Origin of the sequence: Arthrobacter sp. ZGTC212, assembly GCF_002929255.1 — a bacterium.
Lineage (GTDB): Bacteria > Actinomycetota > Actinomycetes > Actinomycetales > Micrococcaceae > Arthrobacter_B > Arthrobacter_B sunyaminii.
Map to the genome: position 1 here is coordinate 717,161 of NZ_PJIJ01000002.1, position 19,448 is coordinate 736,608.

At 62.6% G+C, this 19,448-nt stretch carries 15 protein-coding genes; 9 read left to right on the forward strand and 6 right to left on the reverse strand.

Going from position 1 to position 19,448, the window contains the following annotated elements; all coding sequences use genetic code 11:
- Positions 1-815: 815 nt before the first annotated feature.
- Positions 816-1,451 carry a hypothetical protein gene (locus CXQ89_RS09995; protein ID WP_146067224.1) on the forward strand — a complete coding sequence of 212 codons (636 nt, stop codon included), beginning with the start codon at positions 816-818 and terminating at the stop codon, positions 1,449-1,451.
- A gap of 44 nt (positions 1,452-1,495) precedes the next feature.
- On the opposite strand, the gene CXQ89_RS10000 is transcribed toward CXQ89_RS09995, so the two are convergent.
- Positions 1,496-2,719: an MFS transporter gene (locus CXQ89_RS10000; protein ID WP_219815589.1), complete on the reverse strand. Its 1,224-nt coding sequence runs from the start codon at positions 2,717-2,719 to the stop codon at positions 1,496-1,498.
- A gap of 166 nt (positions 2,720-2,885) precedes the next feature.
- Between CXQ89_RS10000 and CXQ89_RS10005 the strand changes: the two genes are divergently transcribed.
- From CXQ89_RS10005 to CXQ89_RS10035, 7 genes are all read left to right on the forward strand, one after another.
- A complete protein-coding gene (locus tag CXQ89_RS10005; RefSeq protein ID WP_104161139.1) occupies positions 2,886-3,497 on the forward strand; it encodes a hypothetical protein in 612 nt (203 codons plus the stop codon).
- Between the two features lie 374 nt (positions 3,498-3,871).
- Complete coding sequence (locus CXQ89_RS10010) at positions 3,872-5,188, forward strand: ABC transporter substrate-binding protein (protein ID WP_237688575.1); 1,317 nt, start codon at positions 3,872-3,874, stop codon at positions 5,186-5,188.
- A gap of 63 nt (positions 5,189-5,251) precedes the next feature.
- A complete protein-coding gene (locus CXQ89_RS10015) occupies positions 5,252-6,259 on the forward strand; it encodes a carbohydrate ABC transporter permease (protein WP_104161141.1) in 1,008 nt (335 codons plus the stop codon).
- Positions 6,256-7,164, forward strand: coding sequence for a carbohydrate ABC transporter permease (locus CXQ89_RS10020; RefSeq protein WP_104054167.1), 909 nt, complete (start codon positions 6,256-6,258; stop codon positions 7,162-7,164). The genes CXQ89_RS10015 and CXQ89_RS10020 overlap by 4 nt, the downstream gene beginning before the upstream one ends.
- Positions 7,164-8,612: a GH1 family beta-glucosidase gene (locus CXQ89_RS10025; protein ID WP_104161142.1), complete on the forward strand. Its 1,449-nt coding sequence runs from the start codon at positions 7,164-7,166 to the stop codon at positions 8,610-8,612. The genes CXQ89_RS10020 and CXQ89_RS10025 overlap by 1 nt, the downstream gene beginning before the upstream one ends.
- A gap of 114 nt (positions 8,613-8,726) precedes the next feature.
- Positions 8,727-9,701, forward strand: coding sequence for a LacI family DNA-binding transcriptional regulator (locus CXQ89_RS10030; protein ID WP_104054813.1), 975 nt, complete (start codon positions 8,727-8,729; stop codon positions 9,699-9,701).
- Between the two features lie 11 nt (positions 9,702-9,712).
- Entirely contained in the window at positions 9,713-10,819 is a 1,107-nt protein-coding gene (locus tag CXQ89_RS10035) for a Gfo/Idh/MocA family protein (protein ID WP_374952977.1), read from the forward strand.
- Between the two features lie 85 nt (positions 10,820-10,904).
- Here CXQ89_RS10035 and rpsA read toward each other — a convergent pair whose 3' ends face one another.
- The 3 genes from rpsA to polA form a co-directional block, all read right to left on the reverse strand.
- A complete protein-coding gene (rpsA, locus tag CXQ89_RS10040) occupies positions 10,905-12,377 on the reverse strand; it encodes a 30S ribosomal protein S1 (RefSeq protein WP_104054165.1) in 1,473 nt (490 codons plus the stop codon).
- A gap of 220 nt (positions 12,378-12,597) precedes the next feature.
- Complete coding sequence (locus tag CXQ89_RS10045; RefSeq protein WP_181032287.1) at positions 12,598-13,893, reverse strand: GNAT family N-acetyltransferase; 1,296 nt, start codon at positions 13,891-13,893, stop codon at positions 12,598-12,600.
- Between the two features lie 64 nt (positions 13,894-13,957).
- A complete protein-coding gene (gene polA / locus CXQ89_RS10050; protein ID WP_258060079.1) occupies positions 13,958-16,591 on the reverse strand; it encodes a DNA polymerase I in 2,634 nt (877 codons plus the stop codon).
- 178 nt (positions 16,592-16,769) lie between these two features.
- On the opposite strand from polA, the gene CXQ89_RS10055 reads away from it, so the two are divergent.
- A complete protein-coding gene (locus tag CXQ89_RS10055; RefSeq protein ID WP_104161145.1) occupies positions 16,770-17,258 on the forward strand; it encodes a hotdog fold thioesterase in 489 nt (162 codons plus the stop codon).
- Positions 17,259-17,276: 18 nt separating this feature from the next.
- Here the strand turns inward: CXQ89_RS10055 and CXQ89_RS18855 are convergent, their stop codons facing one another.
- Both CXQ89_RS18855 and CXQ89_RS10065 read right to left on the reverse strand, forming a co-directional pair.
- Positions 17,277-18,635 (reverse strand): HNH endonuclease signature motif containing protein, encoded by a 1,359-nt coding sequence (locus CXQ89_RS18855; RefSeq protein ID WP_104161146.1) that lies wholly within the window; start codon positions 18,633-18,635, stop codon positions 17,277-17,279.
- A 144-nt stretch (positions 18,636-18,779) separates the two neighbouring features.
- Positions 18,780-19,316 (reverse strand): dihydrofolate reductase family protein, encoded by a 537-nt coding sequence (locus CXQ89_RS10065; RefSeq protein WP_181032288.1) that lies wholly within the window; start codon positions 19,314-19,316, stop codon positions 18,780-18,782.
- Between the last annotated feature and the right edge of the window lie 132 nt (positions 19,317-19,448).

The following is a 19,448-nucleotide window of genomic DNA, read 5'->3' on the forward strand; positions in this document are numbered from 1 at the left end:
GGTGAAGCGCAGTGCGTTGCCGTACCGGACGCTGGCATTGCGGTCCCCGCGAAGGGGACGCCCGAAAGGCACGCGGCCTGAACCGTTCCCTCCCCACCATGTGTGATCGAGGCGTCAATGCGGCCGGCCAGTAGATGAGCCGGGACGGTGGACTCGAGATGGATGTTTGCGCCTAACGATCTCCGATCATCGTTCGAGAGACCGACGCCGCCGGCAACCAGTACGTCTACGGGAGCTGATGAAAGCTGCCGCAGGACCGAAGCCAAGATCCGGGGTGATCCGGAGGATCCCATCGCGACGTATACGAGGGGCCGCGCTGACGATCTTTCGTGTGCCACGGCTGGTAGTTCAAGAGCTGGACGCGAAAAGATCGGGCCGACCAGGACATCACCATCAGTAGTGGGGTCCTCCCGCAACGCGGGAAACAGTGAGGCGATCAGGTTCACGTCTGCGGAGAAGCAAAGGGGCGTATGTAGAAAAGCGGTACGGCGGCAATCCGGAAGGGATGCCGAATCCCCCGTCCCTGGTCAAGCGCCGTGACCTGATCAGCTTCGCAGTCCGACATGATCGGCAGGGTGGGGCGGACCGGTTGTCCAGCATCTTCAATCGTCGAGAGGTAACGCCGCGAGTAGATGTGGAATCTTGTTTCGTGACCACGCATATCCCACCCTTTCAATGGCTTTGATTCTATTCAGGACAACTGCCTCCATTACCGGCCGGCCCGGGTGTGGCTGGTTTATCGGATTGATATCCATACGCGCTGGCCAAGAATTCCCAGGCCGATAGGGTGTGCCCATGACTTCCAGGTTTCCGTCGTGACTGTGCCACAAAAAACGGGTACTACGATCTCCAGCACCCGAACTCATCCGTCTTGGACGACGCTCGTTCTGGTGCCTGCAATATGGCTTGGCCTTTGGTATCTCACGCCAGGGCTTCTTGCCAACGGTGCCGGCAAACTATTCACCACAGATCCGGACGTGTCCATACTCATTGAGACGATCTTCGCGCTCATCATCGTCATCGTCCTGCTGCTCGCACATCCCCGGTACAACCGGGACCTCTTTGCACGCTCGTGGTCGAGGTGGCTGTACGCGCTGCCGCTCGGGCTGGCCTTCACGGTGCCGTTTCGCTACGAGCTGGAGGCACCAGTGGCGTTGTACATGTTCTGGATGATTATCTCCGTGTTCTGGCAGAACTACCTCACCTTCGGGTTGCTGCAGTGCTATCTGCGGGAACGGCTGCCGCCAGGGGGCGTGCTCGTCGCCAGTGCGGTCATGTTCTGGCTCGGCCACGCAGTGTTCCTTCCGCAAAGCTTCGCGCCCGTTAACGTCCTACCGAGCCTGTCGATCCTTGCTCTCGGATTCGTCCTCGCATCGCTACGCCTGGCGTTGAAAACTCTTCATCTGAATCTCGCCCTCCATCTTTCCTTTTACTTCTTTCTGGTCGCATAAGAGATGAGGCCGCGGGCTCGGTGGCACGACAATCAATTCTGCGTTTACGGAACGACACCGGCGTCCATAGCGCTCACCTCGGACCGCAGCAGGAGGTGGACGGGAATGAGACCAAGGACAGCGACAGCTGCGGCGGCCCCTATCACCCACTGGACACCCACGATGTCAGCCAGAGCACCGCTGCCCAGCATCGTGGTTAAAGAAACACCCGAGTAGATAGCTCCACTCGTACCAATAACGCGACCCCTCATAGCTAACGGCGCCGTCAACAATAGCCAGGTCTGGCTCCCCACCCAGGACACCGTGAAAGGCAGCCCGGATAGAAAAAATACAATGAGTGCCATCGGGAAGGAGGGCCAGATCACCAGAATGACGATCAGGCTTTGAGCCACGGCCGCTCCGGCGACAACCGGCACGTGATAGCCAAGCCGCTTGATGACTGTTCCCATCAGCGGACCTGCCAAGACGGCCGAAACAGCGAAAGCACTGCTGGCCAGTCCCATTTCACTAGCAGTGGCGCCCACTACCCCCAGCATTAGGACGGGAAACAGAGCGGTGAGCGGCCCTTCTTTGACGGCGTCGAGGATTTGGAGAAGAACTAAACCCCTCACCCGGGGATTGCGACGCAACAGTTTTAGGTAGGTGCCGACTGGCTTTATACCCCTGGGCACTGTGCCGTCGGACACCTCGTTGTCATCCCGCGGCGGCTTCGGACGGTACCAGCGACCCAGTGTAAAGCTCAAGATAGCCGAACATGTCATGAAGACAGTCAAGCCGAGTGCGGTCCCGCTAAACCCTGCGAGAACCATAATGAAGCCACCAAGCGCCGGAGCAACAAGCCGAGTAGCATTCGATGCAAACGAATTGAGGCCATTGGCCTGAGGAAGGTTATCGGCCGACACAAAATCAGCGATCAGCACCTGTTCTGCTGGTCGATAAATCTGTTGGATGACGGCTTGCAGGAAGACCAGAAGTGCCAACCCCACCGGCGCTTCAGCAACCACGAACAAACCCATCAAAACGACGACCCGCAACGCTAGGGTGAGTTGCACCACCCGAAGCGGATTCCAGCGATCCGCCACCGTTCCGGCCACATGGCCAAAGACAAGTCCTGCTATCGCAGGAGTGGCGGCGAACACGGCGGTCCACAGGGCTGACCCGGTCAGCTGATAGATATGGACACTGAGGGCAATTCCCATCGACCAACCCACCATGGAGGAAGCGAAGTTGATCGCCCACAGCACTGAAAAACCGGGGTTTTCTCGCAAAAATCTCATATGAGGCCACCCGATTCAAAGCTTCAGCATTTCCGTGAACACTTCGTAATCTATATCTTCCCGATGGAGTCAACGCGATTACTTCAGCAGGGACCAAGACAGCGCCACGGCCTTGGCCCCTGGCCCTCCATGCGACACCTCCTGCTACTTTGCGTCCATGACAACAACGGAAATCAACTCCTTTCATGAAGGCGGCACCAAGATCGGTGCACTAATCCGCCATATGTCAGAAGACCGGATTCAGACAACGCTTGCCTTCAGGGCCCAAGGCGGACCCGTCGTCCACCTGTTTCAGGAAACCCGCTTCACCACCAATGTGTTCAACTGGACCGCCTACAGGTACGTCGATCATCTCCAGAACACCAACGTCGAAGTCCGGGCTTCGGAGCCGGCGCCACAACGAGACGCCCGCACCCCGATCCCCAGCTATGCCGCGCATCTGGTGCTGACGGACTTTCTGTCCACCACCGCTCACACACGAGAGTTCCGCCAGTTCCATGAAGACAATCCTTCGACGGCAGCCTCGGCCTCTTTCGTCCGCAATGGATACGAAACCATTCAGACCCCCCGGGGCCCGCGAGGCGCCCTAAAAATTCTCTTGGAGATCGACGGACACGAAGGGAATACGTTCTGGTGCATTGACGGAGTACCGGTGAAGTCAGACTGGCAAGGTGCCGCGTCCTACGCCACCACTGACACTAATTTCGTACTCCGGGACCTGGACGCCGAAGTTCTGTCCATAGTGAAGGAAGCCCTGACGGGACTCTAGATTAAAGGACACGCCAGACACCGCCACGGGCAGCGAACCGGGAACGGTATCCCCCGGTCCAACGCACCGCCGACAGTTCGGGGAACGACGTTTTACAGCGCCCCTGGAATCAGCCGCAGCGTTGACCTGGCCACTCGCCCCCCGAAAAAAACTCCAGAGAGCGCTCTCTTGACAGTGATCCATATCACTCCTAGAGTGAAGCGAACGTCAAGAGAGCGCTCTCTCAGCCAAGTGTGATGGCCCGGAGCGCAGAACTCTGTTCCAGCCTTTTATGCCTTCTCCATCCCGCTTCCGTTGATCAAGCCTGCCCAGATAAGAGGCACGGTCCGCTGTTCCGGGATTGCACTGCTCTATCCGAACACAAAGGAGTGACCGTGAAGAATTTCCGATTTCCCGCAGCGGCAATTGCAGGGGCCGCTGCTGTGGCGCTGCTCGCCTCAGGCTGCGGCGGCGGCGGCGACCAGGAAGCGGCAAGCGCCGAGAATCCCATCGAGCTGAGCGTTACGACGTTCGGCACCTTCGGCTACGACGACCTGTACGCCGAATACGAAGACGCCAACCCCGGCATCAAAATCAACCCCAACAACATCGACCGCGGCGAGAACGCGCGGACCGATGCCTTCACAAAGTTGTCCGCCGGGTCCGGTCTAAGCGACGTGGTTGCCATTGAAGAAGGCTGGCTCGGTTCCATCATGGAAGTGTCCGACCAGTTCGTGGACCTCAATGAATACGGGGCCGAAGACATCAAGGACAACTGGGTCGATTGGAAGTTCAAGCAGGGCACCGATTCCGAGGGCCGCGTCATTGGCTACGGCACCGACATTGGCCCCCAGGGCCTCTGCTACAACGGCAAGCTCTTCGAGGCCGCCGGGCTCCCCAGCGACCGTGAGGCGGTGGCTGAACTGTTCGGCGGTGACGACGCCACCTGGGACAAGTACTTCGAAATTGGCCAGCAGTATCACGACAAGACCGGCCTGGCCTGGTACGACCAGTCGGGCTTCGTGTGGAACTCCATGGTGAACCAGATGGAGGAGGGCTACTACACTGCCGACGGTGAGCTGAACATCGAAGACAACGCCGCCATGAAGGAACAGTTCATGCAGCTCGCCGCAGGGACGGAGGCCGGACTGTCCGCCAACGAGAAGAAGTGGGACTGGGGCAAGGGCAAGGCTTTCGCTGACGGATCCTTCGCAACCTTCGTCTGCCCGGGCTGGATGCTGGGCACCATTCAAACCCAGATGGAATCCGCAGGAGCAGGCGCGGAGGCCGGATGGGACTTCGCTGATGTCTTCCCCGGCGGAGCCTCAAACTGGGGTGGCGCCTTCCTCTCCGTTCCGGAGACTTCCGAGCACAAGGAGGAAGCCGCGAAGCTGGCTGCCTGGCTGACGGCCCCGGAGCAGCAGGTGAAGCAGTCTGCAGCGGCAAACAACTTCCCCAGCACCGTGGAGGCCCAAAAGCAGCTTGCCGAAGAGGCAGCGCCCAATGAGCTGTTCAACAACGCACCCACCGGCGCAATCCTCGCATCACGCGCGGAGGGTGTCACAGCGCAGTTCAAGGGTCCGGAGGACTCAGTTATCCAGGACAAAGTCTTCAGCGCCGCACTGGGCCAGCTTGATGCAGGCACCACTGACGGGGAAGGCTCCTGGAACGAGGCCATGAAGCTCCTGAACGAGCTCGTAGTCAACAACTAGCAACTAGTCGAGCGGGGCCTCCGGCACTGCCGGAGGCCCCCCAGACGGACTGCGAGAATCGTCATGACCGTAACTCTCAAACGCCCCGCGCCCGCGGCGCCGCCGACCAGGGCCGTGTCCCCGTTCAGGCACCGCCTCAGCGCCTGGGACCTGAAATTCTCCCCCTACCTGTACATCTCCCCCTTCTTCCTGCTCTTTGCGCTGGTGGGCCTCTTCCCGCTGGTTTACACGTTCTGGGTGTCGCTGCATGACTGGCACCTGCTCAAGGGCCAGGGCGAGTTCGTTGGGCTGGCAAACTTCACCAACGTCCTCCAGGACAGGTTCTTCTGGAATTCGCTGGGGAACACGATGAGCATCTTCCTGCTTTCCGCTATTCCGCAGCTCATCGGTGCCCTGTTCATCGCGGCGGTGCTTGACCAGAACCTGCGGGCCAAGACGTTCTGGCGCATGAGCATCCTCCTCCCCTACGTTGTTACCCCCGTGGCCGTCGCGGTGATTTTCACCAACATGTTCGGCGAGGACCCGGGCCTGATCAACAATCTGCTGGGCAACTTTGGCATTGACCCGATTATGTGGCGAACCGATACCCTCCCGAGCCACATCGCGATCGCCACCATGGTCAACTGGCGGTGGACCGGCTACAACGCGCTGATTCTCCTGGCAGCCATGCAGGCTGTTCCCCGCGATATCTATGAGTCGGCCGCGATTGACGGAGCCGGTGCCTTCAGGCGCTTCTTCAGCATTACGCTGCCGAGCATCCGGCCAACCATGATCTTTGTCATCATCACGTCCACCATTGGCGGCCTGCAGATCTTCGCGGAACCGCGGCTCTTTGATCCGACCGATCCGGGCGGTCCGCAGCGCAACTTCCAAACCACCGTGCTCTATCTCTGGGAGATGGGCTTCCAGCGGAACAACTTCGGCAAAGCCTCCGCGATTGCCTGGCTGCTCTTTCTGATCATCGTGATCATCGGACTCATCAACTTTTCCATCTCAAAGAAGATTGCGTCCGCTGATACCAAGAAGCCCCGCAACCGGGCCCAGCGCCGCGCCGAAGGGAAACGCAAATGAGCCTCCTCGAAAAGGGCACCGCCCGGACAGGCACCCCGGTTTCCAGCCGGCGTGCCCGGCGTCCGCTCCGCCAGCGCATTTTCGGCAACGGACTGAAGCCCGGCTATCTGACCTACGGACTGCTTCTGGCGTTCTTCCTGGGTTCCGCCTATCCGCTGTGGTGGTCTGTCGTCGTCGGCAGCCGAACCAATGAAGCCCTCGGACTGGACTGGCCCCCGCTGCTGCCGGGCGGTAACTTCTGGAACAACGTCTCAGAAGTCTTTGACACCATCCCGTTTTGGACGGCGCTCTGGAACAGCATCCTGATCTCCACGATCATCACCGTCTCGGTGGTGACGTTCTCCACGCTGGCCGGCTATGCCTTCGCCAAGCTGCGGTTCCGCGGAAACACCGTCCTCATGGTGGCGGTGGTGGCCACGATGGCCATCCCCACCCAGCTGGGCATTATTCCGCTGTTCATGGTGATGCGCACCCTCGGCTGGACCGGTGAAATCGGTGCGGTGATTATCCCCAGCCTCGTCACGGCCTTCGGCGTGTTCTTCATGCGCCAGTATCTGGTGGACGTGATCCCTGACGAGCTGATCGAATCGGCACGCATGGACGGCGCCAACATGATCAGAACCTTCTGGCATGTCGCACTGCCGGCAGCCAAGCCGGCCATGGCCATCCTGAGCCTGTTCACGTTCATGATGGCCTGGACCGACTTCCTCTGGCCGCTGCTGGTTCTCAACGCCGGCAATCCGACGCTCCAGACCGCACTAAGCCAGCTGTCGTCAGCCCGCTACGTGGACTACTCGGTGGTACTGACCGGCGCGGTCCTGGCGACCATACCCCTGCTGGTCCTTTTTGTGGCCGCGGGCAAACAACTTATTTCCGGAATCATGCAAGGAGCAGTGAAGGGCTAATGACCAACACAACACCCTCGGGGAACAACTGGCCGGACGGCTTCATCTGGGGATCAGCCACAGCTGCAGCCCAGATTGAAGGCGCTGCCTGGACGGACGGCAAAGAAGACTCAGTTTGGGACGCCTTTGCCCGCACGCCGGGAAACACCTTGAACGGAGACACCCCCGAGACGGCCGTTGACCACTACCACCGCATGCCGGCAGACGTTGCCCTGATGAAGGATCTTGGACTGGACTCCTACCGGTTCTCCACCAGCTGGGCCCGGGTACGCCCCGGCGGCCGAAGCACCAATGCCCGGGGTCTGGACTTCTATTCCCGCCTGGTGGATGAGCTCCTGGAGGCCGGCATCCTCCCCTGGCTCACCCTCTACCACTGGGACCTGCCGCAGGAACTGGAGGAGGCAGGCGGCTGGGCCAACCGCGACACGGCCCACCGCTTCCTGGAGTACGCAGATGATGTCTATTCGGCCCTGGGCGACCGGGTGCAGCACTGGACCACCTTCAATGAGCCGTTCTGCTCTTCGCTGCTGGGTTACGGCTCCGGCGTGCATGCACCCGGGAGGCAGGAGCCCCGGGCAGCCGTCGCTGCGGTGCATCACCAGCATCTTGCCCACGGACTCGCCGTCACTCATCTGCGTGACCGGGGTGCGCAGCAGCTGGGCATCACCCTCAACCTGAGCAATGCCATCCCCAGGGACGCCTCCGATCCCGTGGACCTCGAAGCCGCCCGGCTCTTCGACTCCCTGCAAAACCGCATTTTCCTGGACCCGATCCTGCGCGGCGCCTACCCGGAGGACTCCCTGCGGGACCTTGAACCGTTTGGGCTGCATGACGTGATTTTTCCGGGTGACATGGAGGTCATCGGCGCTCCCATCGATTTCCTGGGCGTCAACCACTACCACGATGACCTGATCAGCGGCCATCCGGACACCACGGGAGGCGACGGCCATTCAGGCGGCTCCGGCCGGCAGCCGGCATCACCGTGGATCGGTGCCGAACACATCACCTTCCCGAGCCGCGGGCTGCCCCGCACCGCGATGGACTGGGAGGTCAACCCCGACGGGCTCCGCAAGCTGCTGGTCCGTTTGGGCGAGGAATACCCAACGCTGCCGCCGCTGTACGTCACCGAAAACGGCGCGGCTTACGACGACGCCGTTCTTGCGGACGGAAGTGTTCCCGATGAAGAACGCACGCAGTACATCCTGGACCACATTGCCGCCGTCGGCCGGGCCGTCGAGGCAGGGGCGGATGTCCGGGGCTACTTTGTCTGGTCCCTGCTGGACAACTTCGAATGGTCCTGGGGCTACAGCAAGCGTTTTGGGATTGTGCGGGTGGACTATGACACCCAGGCCCGCACCGTCAAGGACAGCGGCCGCGCCTACAGCCGGCACATTGCAGCCGCGCGCTCCGGGTCCCGCGCCACGCGGTCCGTGGCGCCTGTGGTCTAAGCCGACCTAAGATGGACAAACCGCCGCGGACAAACCCCTGCAGAGGGAGAACACATCTGGAGAAGACCATTGAGTGCTGAATCCGGCCAGGCCACACCTGCTCCCACCCTGGAAATGGTGGCGGCCCTGGCCGGTGTCTCCAGGGCCACGGTGTCCCGTGTGGTCAACGGCGCCCCGTCGGTTGACCCGCAACTGGCCAGTTCCGTTGAAAAGGCAGTGCGCACGCTCAATTACGTGCCCAACCGTGCGGCAAGGACCCTTGCCAGCCGCCGCACCTACACGGTGACCCTGCTCGTCCCGGAGTCTACGTCCAAGGTTTTCGCCGATCCGTTCTTCGCAACGGTCGTGGAGGGTGTGGCCCGGTATCTGAACACCACCGACTACATGCTCAACATGGTCACGTCCTCGGAAGCCAACCCGGAAAAGACCCGGCGCTATCTTATGGGCGGGAACGTGGACGGCGTCCTGGTGGTGTCCCACCACACCGGCGACCATTCCTGGGCACACCTGAACGGGTCACTGCCGCTGGTGTTTGCAGGGCGGCCGCTGATCAACGCCAAGGACAGCTACTTCGTGGAGGTGGACAACGAGGAAGGGGCCGCTGCCGCCACTGCACGGCTGGTGGAAAGCGGACGGCGCCACATTGCCACCATCGCGGGGCCGCAGGACATGCCTCCCGGTGTGGATCGGCTGGCGGGATGGCGGACCACTGTGCAACAAGCAGGACTGGATGACGCGCTGGTGGAGACCGGTGACTTCACCGTCACTTCCGGGGCGGCCGCCATGCGGCGGCTGCTGGGACGCGAAAAGCCGCTGGACGCGCTCTTCGCAGCCAATGACCAGATGGCAGCCGGTGCATACTCCGTCATCAAGGAACGCGGGCTCCGCATTCCGGAAGACATCGCCGTCGTCGGCTTCGATGACGACTATTACGCCACGAGCCTCAGCCCGGCGCTGACCACCATCCATCATCCAATCGCGGCACTCGGGGAGAAAATGGCCGAGCTCCTGGTGGAACTGATTGAAGGGCGGGCTGCTGAACGCATCCACCGCCTGCCCACGTCCCTGGTTGTCCGCGAATCCGCGTAGGAGCTGATCCTTTGTCCTTTCCCACCGCCACTCCTGTCACTGCGGGCCGGCGCATTGTCCGTCCCCCCTGCGCGCAGGAGGGGGCTGCCTCTCCCCTGGCCTCCACCGGCGCCCCGCTGAAATGGGCGGTGGTAGCCACGGGCAGCATTGCCGGTAAGGTTACCGCCGACCTATCCCTGCTTGAGGATTCAGTCCTGCATGCGGTGAGTTCGCGCAGCGGGCACCGCGCAGCCGAGTTCGCGGACCGGTTCGGCTTTCACACCTCGTACTCCGACGCCGACGGCGGCCCCTCCGGTTTTGAACAGATGTTCGCCGACCCGGCGGTCGACGTCGTTTACATTGCCACTCCGCACGCCCAGCATTATGAGGTTGCCAGGAGCGCCCTCGAACACGGCAAGCACGTACTGTGCGAGAAGCCACTCACTGTCAACGCTGCTGAAGCAGCGGAGCTGATCACGATCGCCCGGGACCGGAATCTGTTCCTCATGGAAGCACTCTGGACGCGGTTCCTGCCCAGTGCAAACCGAGCCTGGGACATCTTGGCCTCCGGCGAGATCGGAGCGCCGTCCTGGGTGCAGGCCGATCTGGGCTTCCCTGCGCCGGCGGATCCGGCCGCCAGGATATGGGACCCCGCAGCCGGCGGCGGAGCACTGCTGGATCTGTCCGTCTACACCCTCACCTGGGCTCTGGGGGCTCTGGGCTGGCCTGATGGCGTTGAAGCGTCCGGAATCCTCAACGAGCACGGCGTGGACATCCAGAACGCCCTGACGCTGCGTTACGACGACGGTCGCCACGCCCAGCTCACGTCCTCGCTGGTGGCCTCGGGCCCGGGCAGTGCCACCATCGCCTGCAGCGGCGGATGGCTGAGGACGGGCGGCGGAGACCTCTATAACCCGAGCGAGCTGCACGTGAGTGGACCCGCCGGTGTGCGGGTGGAGTCATTTGAACGCGCGGGCACCGGCTATACGTATCAGCTGCGTGAGGTCACCCGCTGCATCCAGCAGGGCCTGACCGAGAGCCCCACCATGCCCCTTGCGGACACCCTGCGGACCATGGAACTGCTCGACGGCGTGCGGGCCCAGCTGGGCCTGAGCTACGCCAACGACGCACGGCAGTAGTTCCTGAACGCAAAAGCAGGCCCCCACCGAAGTGGGGGCCTGCTTTTTTTGAGCTATTTCAACCGGTTAGTTCAACCGAGGGAAATTAGTTGCCCGTGAGCTTCTCGCGCAGAGCGGCAAGTGCTTCGTCGGAAGCCAGCGTGCCGGCGCCCGTCTCAGCAACAGCCGGCTCGGAGGAGTAGCTCGTGGTGCCGGATTCGGAAGTCTCCGAAGCAGCTGCGATGTCCTCGGAAGCGTGCTGTGCAACCTGCTTCTTGTGGGCTTCCCAGCGAGCCTGGGCGTCAGCGTACTGCTGCTCCCAAGCGGCACGCTGGGTCTCGTAGCCTTCGAGCCATTCGTTGGACTCGGGGTCGAAGCCCTCCGGGTACTTGTAGTTGCCGGCTTCGTCGTACTCTGCGGCCATGCCGTACAGAGCCGGGTCGAACTCGGTGCCTTCGGGGTCTACGCCCTCGTTGGCCTGCTTCAGCGACAGGCTGATGCGGCGACGCTCGAGGTCGATGTCGATGACCTTGACGAACAGTTCGTCTCCAACGGAAACAACCTGCTCGGCCAGCTCTACGTGGCGGACTGCCAGCTCGGAGATGTGGACCAGGCCTTCGATGCCGTCTTCGACGCGAACGAACGCACCGAACGGAACCAGCTTGGTGACCTTACCCGGCACAACCTGGCCCAGGGCGTGGGTGCGGGCGAAGGTCTGCCACGGATCTTCCTGCGTAGCCTTCAGCGACAGGGAGACACGCTCGCGGTCGAGGTCAACTTCCAGAACCTCAACGGTGACTTCCTGGCCAACTTCAACGACCTCGGAGGGGTGGTCGATGTGCTTCCAGGACAGCTCGGAAACGTGGACGAGACCGTCTACGCCGCCCAGGTCCACGAATGCACCGAAGTTGACGATGGAGGAAACAACGCCCGGACGAACCTGGCCCTTTTCCAGCTTGTTGAGGAACGTGGAGCGAACCTCGGACTGCGTCTGCTCGAGCCAGGCACGGCGGGACAGAACAACGTTGTTGCGGTTCTTGTCCAGTTCGATGATCTTGGCTTCGATCTGCTGGCCGATGTACGGAGCCAGGTCGCGGACACGACGCATCTCGACGAGGGAGGCCGGCAGGAAGCCGCGCAGGCCGATGTCCAGGATGAGGCCACCCTTGACAACCTCGATGACGGTACCGGTAACGACGCCGTCTTCTTCCTTGACCTTCTCGATGTCGCCCCAGGCGCGCTCGTACTGTGCGCGCTTCTTGGAGAGAATCAGGCGGCCTTCTTTGTCTTCCTTGGTGAGAACCAAAGCTTCGACCTGATCGCCAACAGAGACAACGTCTCCGGGATCAACGTCGTGCTTGATGGAGAGCTCACGGGAAGGGATGACACCCTCGGTCTTGTAACCGATGTCGAGCAGGACCTCGTCGCGGTCAACCTTGACGACGGTACCTTCGACGAGATCGCCGTCGTTGAAGTACTTGATCGTTGCGTCAATGGCGGCGAGGAAGTCCTCGGCAGTACCGATGTCGTTGATGGCGACCTGCGGGGTACCGGACTTCTCGGTGGTGGTGATGGTCATGTAGTTGGGACTCCGATGTGGAAGTTGTTTTGTATTCCGGATGCGCTCCCACCGAACTCAGAGCAGCCGTTCAGGCCTGCCTCAAGACAGTGCTTGTTTGTCCGGAGATGGACAGAATTGGTAACTTACTGCGCAATTACGCGCCAGATCAGTCTAGCCGCAGCCTGCAACTCAGGTCAAAGCACCAGGACCACTTTATAGGAAGTAGTCGCGTTCCGGGCTAGAAATGGGTGCTGCAGTACGGTGCGGGACCGGCAGTGAAAAGAGCATCAAGGACTTCCAACGCCGCCTGACTGCCCCGTATTCCGCCCGCTGCCGCCAGCGTGGGGGCGCTGACACCGCCCAGATAGAGGGATCCCAGGGCAGCAACGTCAATTTCGGCGGCGGCGCCCGCGGGAGCGGATCCGGCCTCCACCGGACTGGCCATCGCGTTTCCGCCGTCGACGTCCAGCCGCCATACGCCGTCGGCCATTCCCAGCGGATCCCGGACCGTGAGGACCACGGAGCCCGCCCCTGTGTAGTGCCGGGATTCAAGGGCTGCCCTGGTGTCCAGGATGCGCAGCCACAGGACGTCGTCCACGCTGGTGACCTGGTAGCGGCGGCGGTCCGCCAGCATCCAGGGCAGCGGATCGGCGACGGGTGCCGCATCAAAGGTCAGCCGGTCCACCAGGTCCATGGAGCCAAGATAGCGCCAGAGTTCACGGTAGGCGTCGTCGCTTGCCGCCACCAGATCAGTGACCTTTACTGTGTGCGGCTCGGTCCGCCAGCCCAGGGACTTGTAGGCGGCGTAGCCGTCCGGGACGCCGTTGGCGTTGTAATGAAGAACACCGCGCAAAGCCTTGTCCGGCTCGAAGCTTTCTTCGCTCCAGGCGGCGGAAGCACGCATCCAGTAGCGGTGCTGGCGCCCCATGGCACCGTTCGTCCGTTCCAAGTGGGCACGGTAGATGTCCGGAGCCAGGAACCGCAGCTTGGCACTGTCCGCCACAGCAATGCTGCCCGTGGTGCCAGAGGTGAAGCCCAGGCCGCCGCGGGTATCCATCCTGATCTCCGCCGTGGAGGTGGCAGCTCCGAACCCGAAGCGGCCGTAGATGGTCGCCTCGGAGGCCGTAAGCCCGGCCAGCGCCAGCCCCGCTTCCTTTGCCCGCTGCAGATCGCTGGTGATCATGCTGCGGAGGATTCCGCGGCGGCGGTGCGTCGGCCGCACCGTCACGGCCGTGACCAGATGCGCCGGCAACAGCCGCCCGCCGCCCACGTTCAGGGAATTGACCATGGTGGCGTAGGTAGCCACCGGTACGGCCGGGTCCAAGGCGGAGTCCGGGGCCGTGTCGTCATAGACGGCGGTCAGGATGCGGCCGTCCCGCTGACAGGCGTCCACCTCTGCGGGGAGGTGCTTGGGATCGCCCCGTTGTTCATGGAACCCCAGGTTGACCGCCTCGAGCCAGTTGGCGGTTCGCGCGTCGTCGTTCTCCGGTGCAAAGGAAGTTGTCCGCAACCCGCTGCTCAAGCCACTGGCCACTGCCGCATCCTGCTTCATTGTTCCCCCAGTTGAGTTCGCCAGTTGAGTTCGCGCTTGGTGCGCTTTAGTGGCCCGCCTCGTGCCAGCTGACGCCGACGCCCACGGATACGTCCAGCGGAACGGACAGGTCCGCTGCCGAGCCCATCTGCTCCCGGACCAGCTTTTCCACGGCGTCCCGTTCGCCGGGGGCCACTTCGAGCACCAGTTCATCATGGACCTGCAGCAGCATGCGGGACTTCAGGCCTTGGGTCTTTAGCTCCGTGTCGACTCCGAGCATGGCTTTCTTGATGATGTCCGCGGCAGAGCCCTGGATGGGTGCGTTCAGTGCGGCGCGTTCCGCCATTTCGCGCAGCTGCCGGTTGTCGCTGGAGAGGTCCGGCAGGTAACGCCGGCGGCCCTCAATGGTGGAGGTGAAGCCGTCCTTGCGGGCCTGCTCGACGACGCCGCGCAGGTAGTCGCGCACCGCCCCGAACCGGCTGAAGTAGTCGCGCATCAGGGTGCGGGCTTCATCCACTGGAATGGCGAGCTGCTTGGACAGGCCGAAGGAGCTCAACCCGTAGACCAGGCCATAGGACATGGCCTTGACCTTGGAGCGCATGGCGCTGGTCACTTCCTCCGGCGGGACCCCGAAGATGTGCGAGCCGACAAAACGGTGCAGGTCCTCCCCCGCCTGGAACGCTGCGATCAGCCCTTCATCACCGGACAGGTGCGCCATGATGCGCATTTCCACCTGGGAGTAATCGGCGGTGAGGAGGGTTTCATACCCCTCACCCACGGTGAAGACTTCCCGAATCCGGCGGCCTTCTTCGGACCGGATGGGAATGTTCTGCAGGTTCGGGTTGGTGGAGGACAGCCGTCCGGTGGCGGCCGCAGTTTGGACATACGTGGTGTGCACACGTCCGTCGTCGGACACGGCCTTCCGCAGGCCCTCGACGGTCTGGCGCAGCTTAGTAGCGTCGCGGTAGGCCATCAGGTTGGCCAGGAACGGATGTCCGCCGGTCTTGATAATCAGATCGGAGAGGGCATCAGCATCGGTGGAGTAGCCGGTCTTGATCTTTTTGGTCTTGGGCAGTCCGAGTTCATCGAAGAGCACCACCTGCAGCTGCTTGGGCGAACCGAGGTTGATTTCCTTGCCGATGATGCTGAACGCTTCGCTGCTGGCCTGCGCGATGGTGGCGCTGAAATCGTCCAGCAGCCGGTCCAGTTTTTCGGTGGACACTGCGATGCCGGCCAGCTCCATTTCGGCCAGCACCTCGGACAGCGGCAGTTCCAGTCCGCCCAGGAGCTGGTTGGCGCCGCGGTCCACCAGCTGTCCCGCAAAGTGCTCGCTCAGCTGCAGCGCCGCAAAGGCCTGCATAACGGCCGGCGACGCAACGTCTTCTTCCTCAAGCTGCAGCTGGAGCTGGTTGGTTCCGGGAGCGGACGGAGTCAGGGACATCCGCAGGTGGTGCTGGCTCAGGTCCGCCAGGTCATAGCTGCGGCGGTCCGGCTGGATCAGGTAACCGGAAATGGCGGTGTCATCCACCTCTCCGGCCAGATGCAGTCCGCGCGCGGCCAGTGCCTTGTAGCTCTCCTTGAAATCGTGGACCACCTTGGGGGCATCCAGATCCGCCAGCCAGCCGGCAAGCACCTGCTCAGCGTCGGCGTCGATCTCCGTGAGCGGGATATAAGCGGCCGCATTGGCGGTAACCAAAGCCAGTCCGACGACGTCGCGCCCTGCCGCCGCACCCTCGGTGACCAGCTGCACGGCGGTCTTGGCCTGGTTGGTGGAGTCGATCCACGCCTTCAGTGCGGGAGCATCCGTGATCACCACGTGCTCCGGAGGCAGCAGCTCGTTCCCGGCGGAGGCCGTCTCCTCCTCGCCGTAAACGTCGAAGAGGCGCTTGCGGAGCGCGTTGAACTGCAGGGCATCAAAAAGGTCTTCGATGGCTTCGCGGTCGGGACGCTGCGCCGCCATGGCGTCCAGGTCCACCGGCAGGTCCAGATCCCGCAGCAGGCGGTTCAGGCGGCGGTTGCGCTTGACGTCCTCAATGTTGGCGCGGAGGGAGTCCCCCACTTTGCCCTTAATGCTGTCCAGGTTTTCGAGAATGCCCTCGAGTCCGCCGTACTGCTTGATCCACTTGGCAGCGGTCTTGGGGCCCACCCCGGGCACGCCGGGAAGGTTATCGGCGGATTCCCCCACCAGGGCAGCGAGGTCCGAATATTTGTCCGGCGGGACCAGGTACTTTGCCTCGACTGCGGCAGCGTCCATGCGCGGCAGGTCGGAGACACCCTTCTTGGGATAGAAAACGGTGACGCGGTCATCCACAAGCTGGAAGGCGTCGCGGTCTCCGGACACCACCATGACGTCCCAGTTCCGGGCCGAGGCCTTTTCCGCCAGCGTGGCCAGGATGTCGTCTGCCTCGTAGCCGTCCATGGAAAGGGTGGGGATGCGCATGGCTTCCATGACCTTGATGATCAGGTCTATCTGGCCGTGGAACTCCTCGGGAGTCTTGTTGCGTCCACCTTTGTATTCCGTGTACTCCTCGGAACGGAAGGTGGGGGTGTCGAGGTCGAAGGCCACCGCCACGTGGGTGGGCTTCTCCTCCTTGATGAGGTTGATGAGCATGGAGGTGAACCCGTACACGGCGTTGGTGTGCTGCCCGGTGTCAGTGGAGAAGTTCTCCGCCGGCAGGGCGTAGAAGGCGCGGAAGGCCATCGAGTGGCCGTCGATCACCAACAGCCTGCTGTGTCCCCCGGCAGAAACGGTTCCGAGCGTTTCCTGGACGGCCGCGTCACTAGATGCGGGGGTCTGTTCAAGAACGGTTTCAGCAGGGGTTTCGGCTTGGATATCGGCCAGTTTGGTAGATTCACTCACAGGTGTAAGCCTAGTTGGCATGAGCGACATTTTCACGCCGGGCGCCGGCGCACCGGCCGAGCCAGCCAACGAGTACACCGATCAGTTGAACGAGGCGGGAGTCCCGCCTGAAATGCACAGCTGGCTGAGTGCCAACGGAGTCGGACCCCTGGTCGTGAAGATGGGTATCCGTTTTTTGGAAATGAGTGCTGAGCGGCTGGTGGCCACCATGCCCGTGGCCGGCAACGAGCAGGTGGCCGGGATTCTGCACGGCGGCGCCCATCTGGTGCTGGCCGAGACTCTGGGTTCTTTCGGTGCAGCGCTGCACGCGGGCCCCGGGCGGCAGGCCCTCGGTATCGAAATCGGAGCCACCCATCACCGCGCCATCGCGTCGGGCACCGTCACGGGTACCGCAACCGCCATTCATCTGGGTGGCACCCTGGTGACGCATGAAGTGGTCATGACCGACGAAGAGGGCCGCCGCCTGAGCACTGCGCGCATCACGAACATGATCCGCGACGTCCGCTGAGACGCCCCCGCCGCTCGGTCACGCCACCCGAACTCCGGGAGGAGCAGGCGCTGCTGATCTGTAGCGGTGACCCGGGGGCGTGACGGTTTCAACGGTATGGGCGGCACCGAGCTCACCGTCCGATACCGAGCAGGCCCAACCCGGCGCCTCTTTGGCGTGATTGCAGGCCTCGCACAATCCCTGCACGTTGTTGGCGGTGGTTGTGCCGCCAACGTGCCAGGGTTTGATGTGGTCGAAGTGCCGGATGGGCGCCCCGCACCACGGCATCCGGCAGTTTTGGTCCCGTGCGGCTATGAAGCGCGCCAGTCCTGCCGGAACCAGCCGCGCCTTCGAATCCATGTCGACCAGCTGGCCGGTGGACGGAGCCGTAAACAGCCGCCGCAGCCACACCTCCGTTGCCGTGTTGCCGGAACTGCCGGAGTTGCGGGAGCCGTCGTTGCTGCCCGATGCTTCGAGCTTCCGCCGGACCAGATCACGGGCAAACTGTGCCGGGATTACCCCATACCCGGGAAGGACAGCCGGCTCGGCAGCGCCGGCCAGCAGCGTCTGATCCGTCATGACCAGCTGTACCTCCACCCGCACATCACCTGCCTTGGACCGCCCGGTGATGCGCTCCACAAGCGTGTCAGCCATGATTTGGCCGCGGCCCCGCGAATCCCCCGCCGCCCGCAGCCGGTCCGCCTCCCGTGCAAGCGTGGCGAAGACCTCCACCCCCTGGGCGACAGGCAGCAGTCCGGTCAGATAGGTCATGGTGTCCGGAGCCGGACGGCAGGACACAAAACGCTCCGAGGCGGCCTTGGCAGCCCGGTTCACCACTGACGCCGGATCCATCCCGTAGGCAAGGCCCTTAATCCGCGCGATCAGCTGTCTGTCCCCCAGCGCTTCGAGTTCTGCCGGATTCCCCGCCAGCATGTCATCGATCCGTTGCCGGTCCGCAAGTGTGAGGCATGCGGTTTCCCTGACAAGGATCGTTGCCCGCCATTCGCTGACGAATCCCCCGGACAGGGCCTGCAGGGTCTTCGGCATTTCCTTGGTCAGGATGCGGGCCAAACCAAGCAGCTGGGTTCCCCGGTGCGGTGATTCCCGTCGGGCGAAGCCAATTTGAGCCCCGATGCCTTTACCCAACTGCTCCTTTTGAACTCCGGCGTCCGCTTGGCTGCGGCGTACCGCAGACTCGACGAGGGCAGCGGCCCGCGCCTGGGCGGCCGACGCTGCAGCTTTGAGTTCTTCCAACGCGCGGATCTGGTCAATCAACTCCGGCCCCGCAGGGCATGCCGGGCCGTCCGCTTCTGCCGGCCCTGCTGCAACTTTGGCCAGCTCTTCCATCCAGGTACGGATAGACGCATCCTGAGCTACAACCCGTCGTTTATCGAACATACGTACTATTCTATTGGTCCACAACGACGCTAAACAGGGATAATTGCTTACAGAGTTACTGGTGATCTACTCGAATTAGGGGAAAGCCCCGGTCTTGCGGGCGTAGTGCAGCCACGCCGCCTCACCAGACTCACCAAGACTCACCTACCGGCGCAGATCATATCGCCGCTGCAGCACTGCGCTCCCCAAGGAACGCTCCTTCACACCGGCAGGATCAATACCTTCCACCACGTGCGTCAGCCGGAGACCGCTCCCTTGGGAAACAGGCAAAACGGTGACCACCATTTCATCCACCAGCCCGGAATCCAGAAACTGCCCCGCCAGGTTTCCACCCCCGGTCAACACCACGTCCCTCTGGCCGGCGTCGTGCAGGATGTCCGGATGGAATTCAGCAACATCGCCGCGTACAAAAGTAATATCCGCCCCGGAAATCCCCGGAAACTCGTGATGGGTAAAGACCCACACAGGAATGCTTCCGAACGGCCAGGACCCGGGAGCCGCCACGAAAGAGCGGTAGGTTTCAGCTCCCATCGCTACCGCACCGGCAGCGGCGAGGAATTCTGAGTCGTGCGCCTCAGCCTCCGGGCCATCCCCAAACGCCCGGAGCCATTCCCCCGGGCCCGGCGCCTGCGCGATGAATCCATCCTGCGACGCTGCAACATAGTAGATAGTTCCGGCCATGCGGCCCATGCTAGCCGCGCGGCTCCGCAAGCACAGGCCCCGGCGCGGTCCTCCGCCTCGGCCCAGCTGAATCCCGCAGAATCGAGCTGAGGAATACCTCACCCTGCCCGCCGGTTGGGACCTACTGGAGAG

What these genes read in the sequence shown, in the direction of transcription:
- CXQ89_RS10025 (WP_104161142.1), top strand. Translation starts at nt 7,164, where the DNA reads ATGACCAACACAACACCCTCGGGGAACAACTGGCCGGACGGCTTCATC.
- polA (WP_258060079.1), bottom strand. Translation starts at nt 16,591, where the DNA reads ATGGCCTTCCGCGCCTTCTACGCCCTGCCGGCGGAGAACTTCTCCACT.
- CXQ89_RS18855 (WP_104161146.1), bottom strand. Translation starts at nt 18,635, where the DNA reads ATGTTCGATAAACGACGGGTTGTAGCTCAGGATGCGTCTATCCGTACC.
- CXQ89_RS10005 (WP_104161139.1), top strand. Translation starts at nt 2,886, where the DNA reads ATGACAACAACGGAAATCAACTCCTTTCATGAAGGCGGCACCAAGATC.
- CXQ89_RS10015 (WP_104161141.1), top strand. Translation starts at nt 5,252, where the DNA reads ATGACCGTAACTCTCAAACGCCCCGCGCCCGCGGCGCCGCCGACCAGG.
- CXQ89_RS10055 (WP_104161145.1), top strand. Translation starts at nt 16,770, where the DNA reads ATGAGCGACATTTTCACGCCGGGCGCCGGCGCACCGGCCGAGCCAGCC.
- CXQ89_RS10065 (WP_181032288.1), bottom strand. Translation starts at nt 19,316, where the DNA reads ATGGCCGGAACTATCTACTATGTTGCAGCGTCGCAGGATGGATTCATC.
- rpsA (WP_104054165.1), bottom strand. Translation starts at nt 12,377, where the DNA reads ATGACCATCACCACCACCGAGAAGTCCGGTACCCCGCAGGTCGCCATC.
- CXQ89_RS10020 (WP_104054167.1), top strand. Translation starts at nt 6,256, where the DNA reads ATGAGCCTCCTCGAAAAGGGCACCGCCCGGACAGGCACCCCGGTTTCC.
- CXQ89_RS10030 (WP_104054813.1), top strand. Translation starts at nt 8,727, where the DNA reads ATGGTGGCGGCCCTGGCCGGTGTCTCCAGGGCCACGGTGTCCCGTGTG.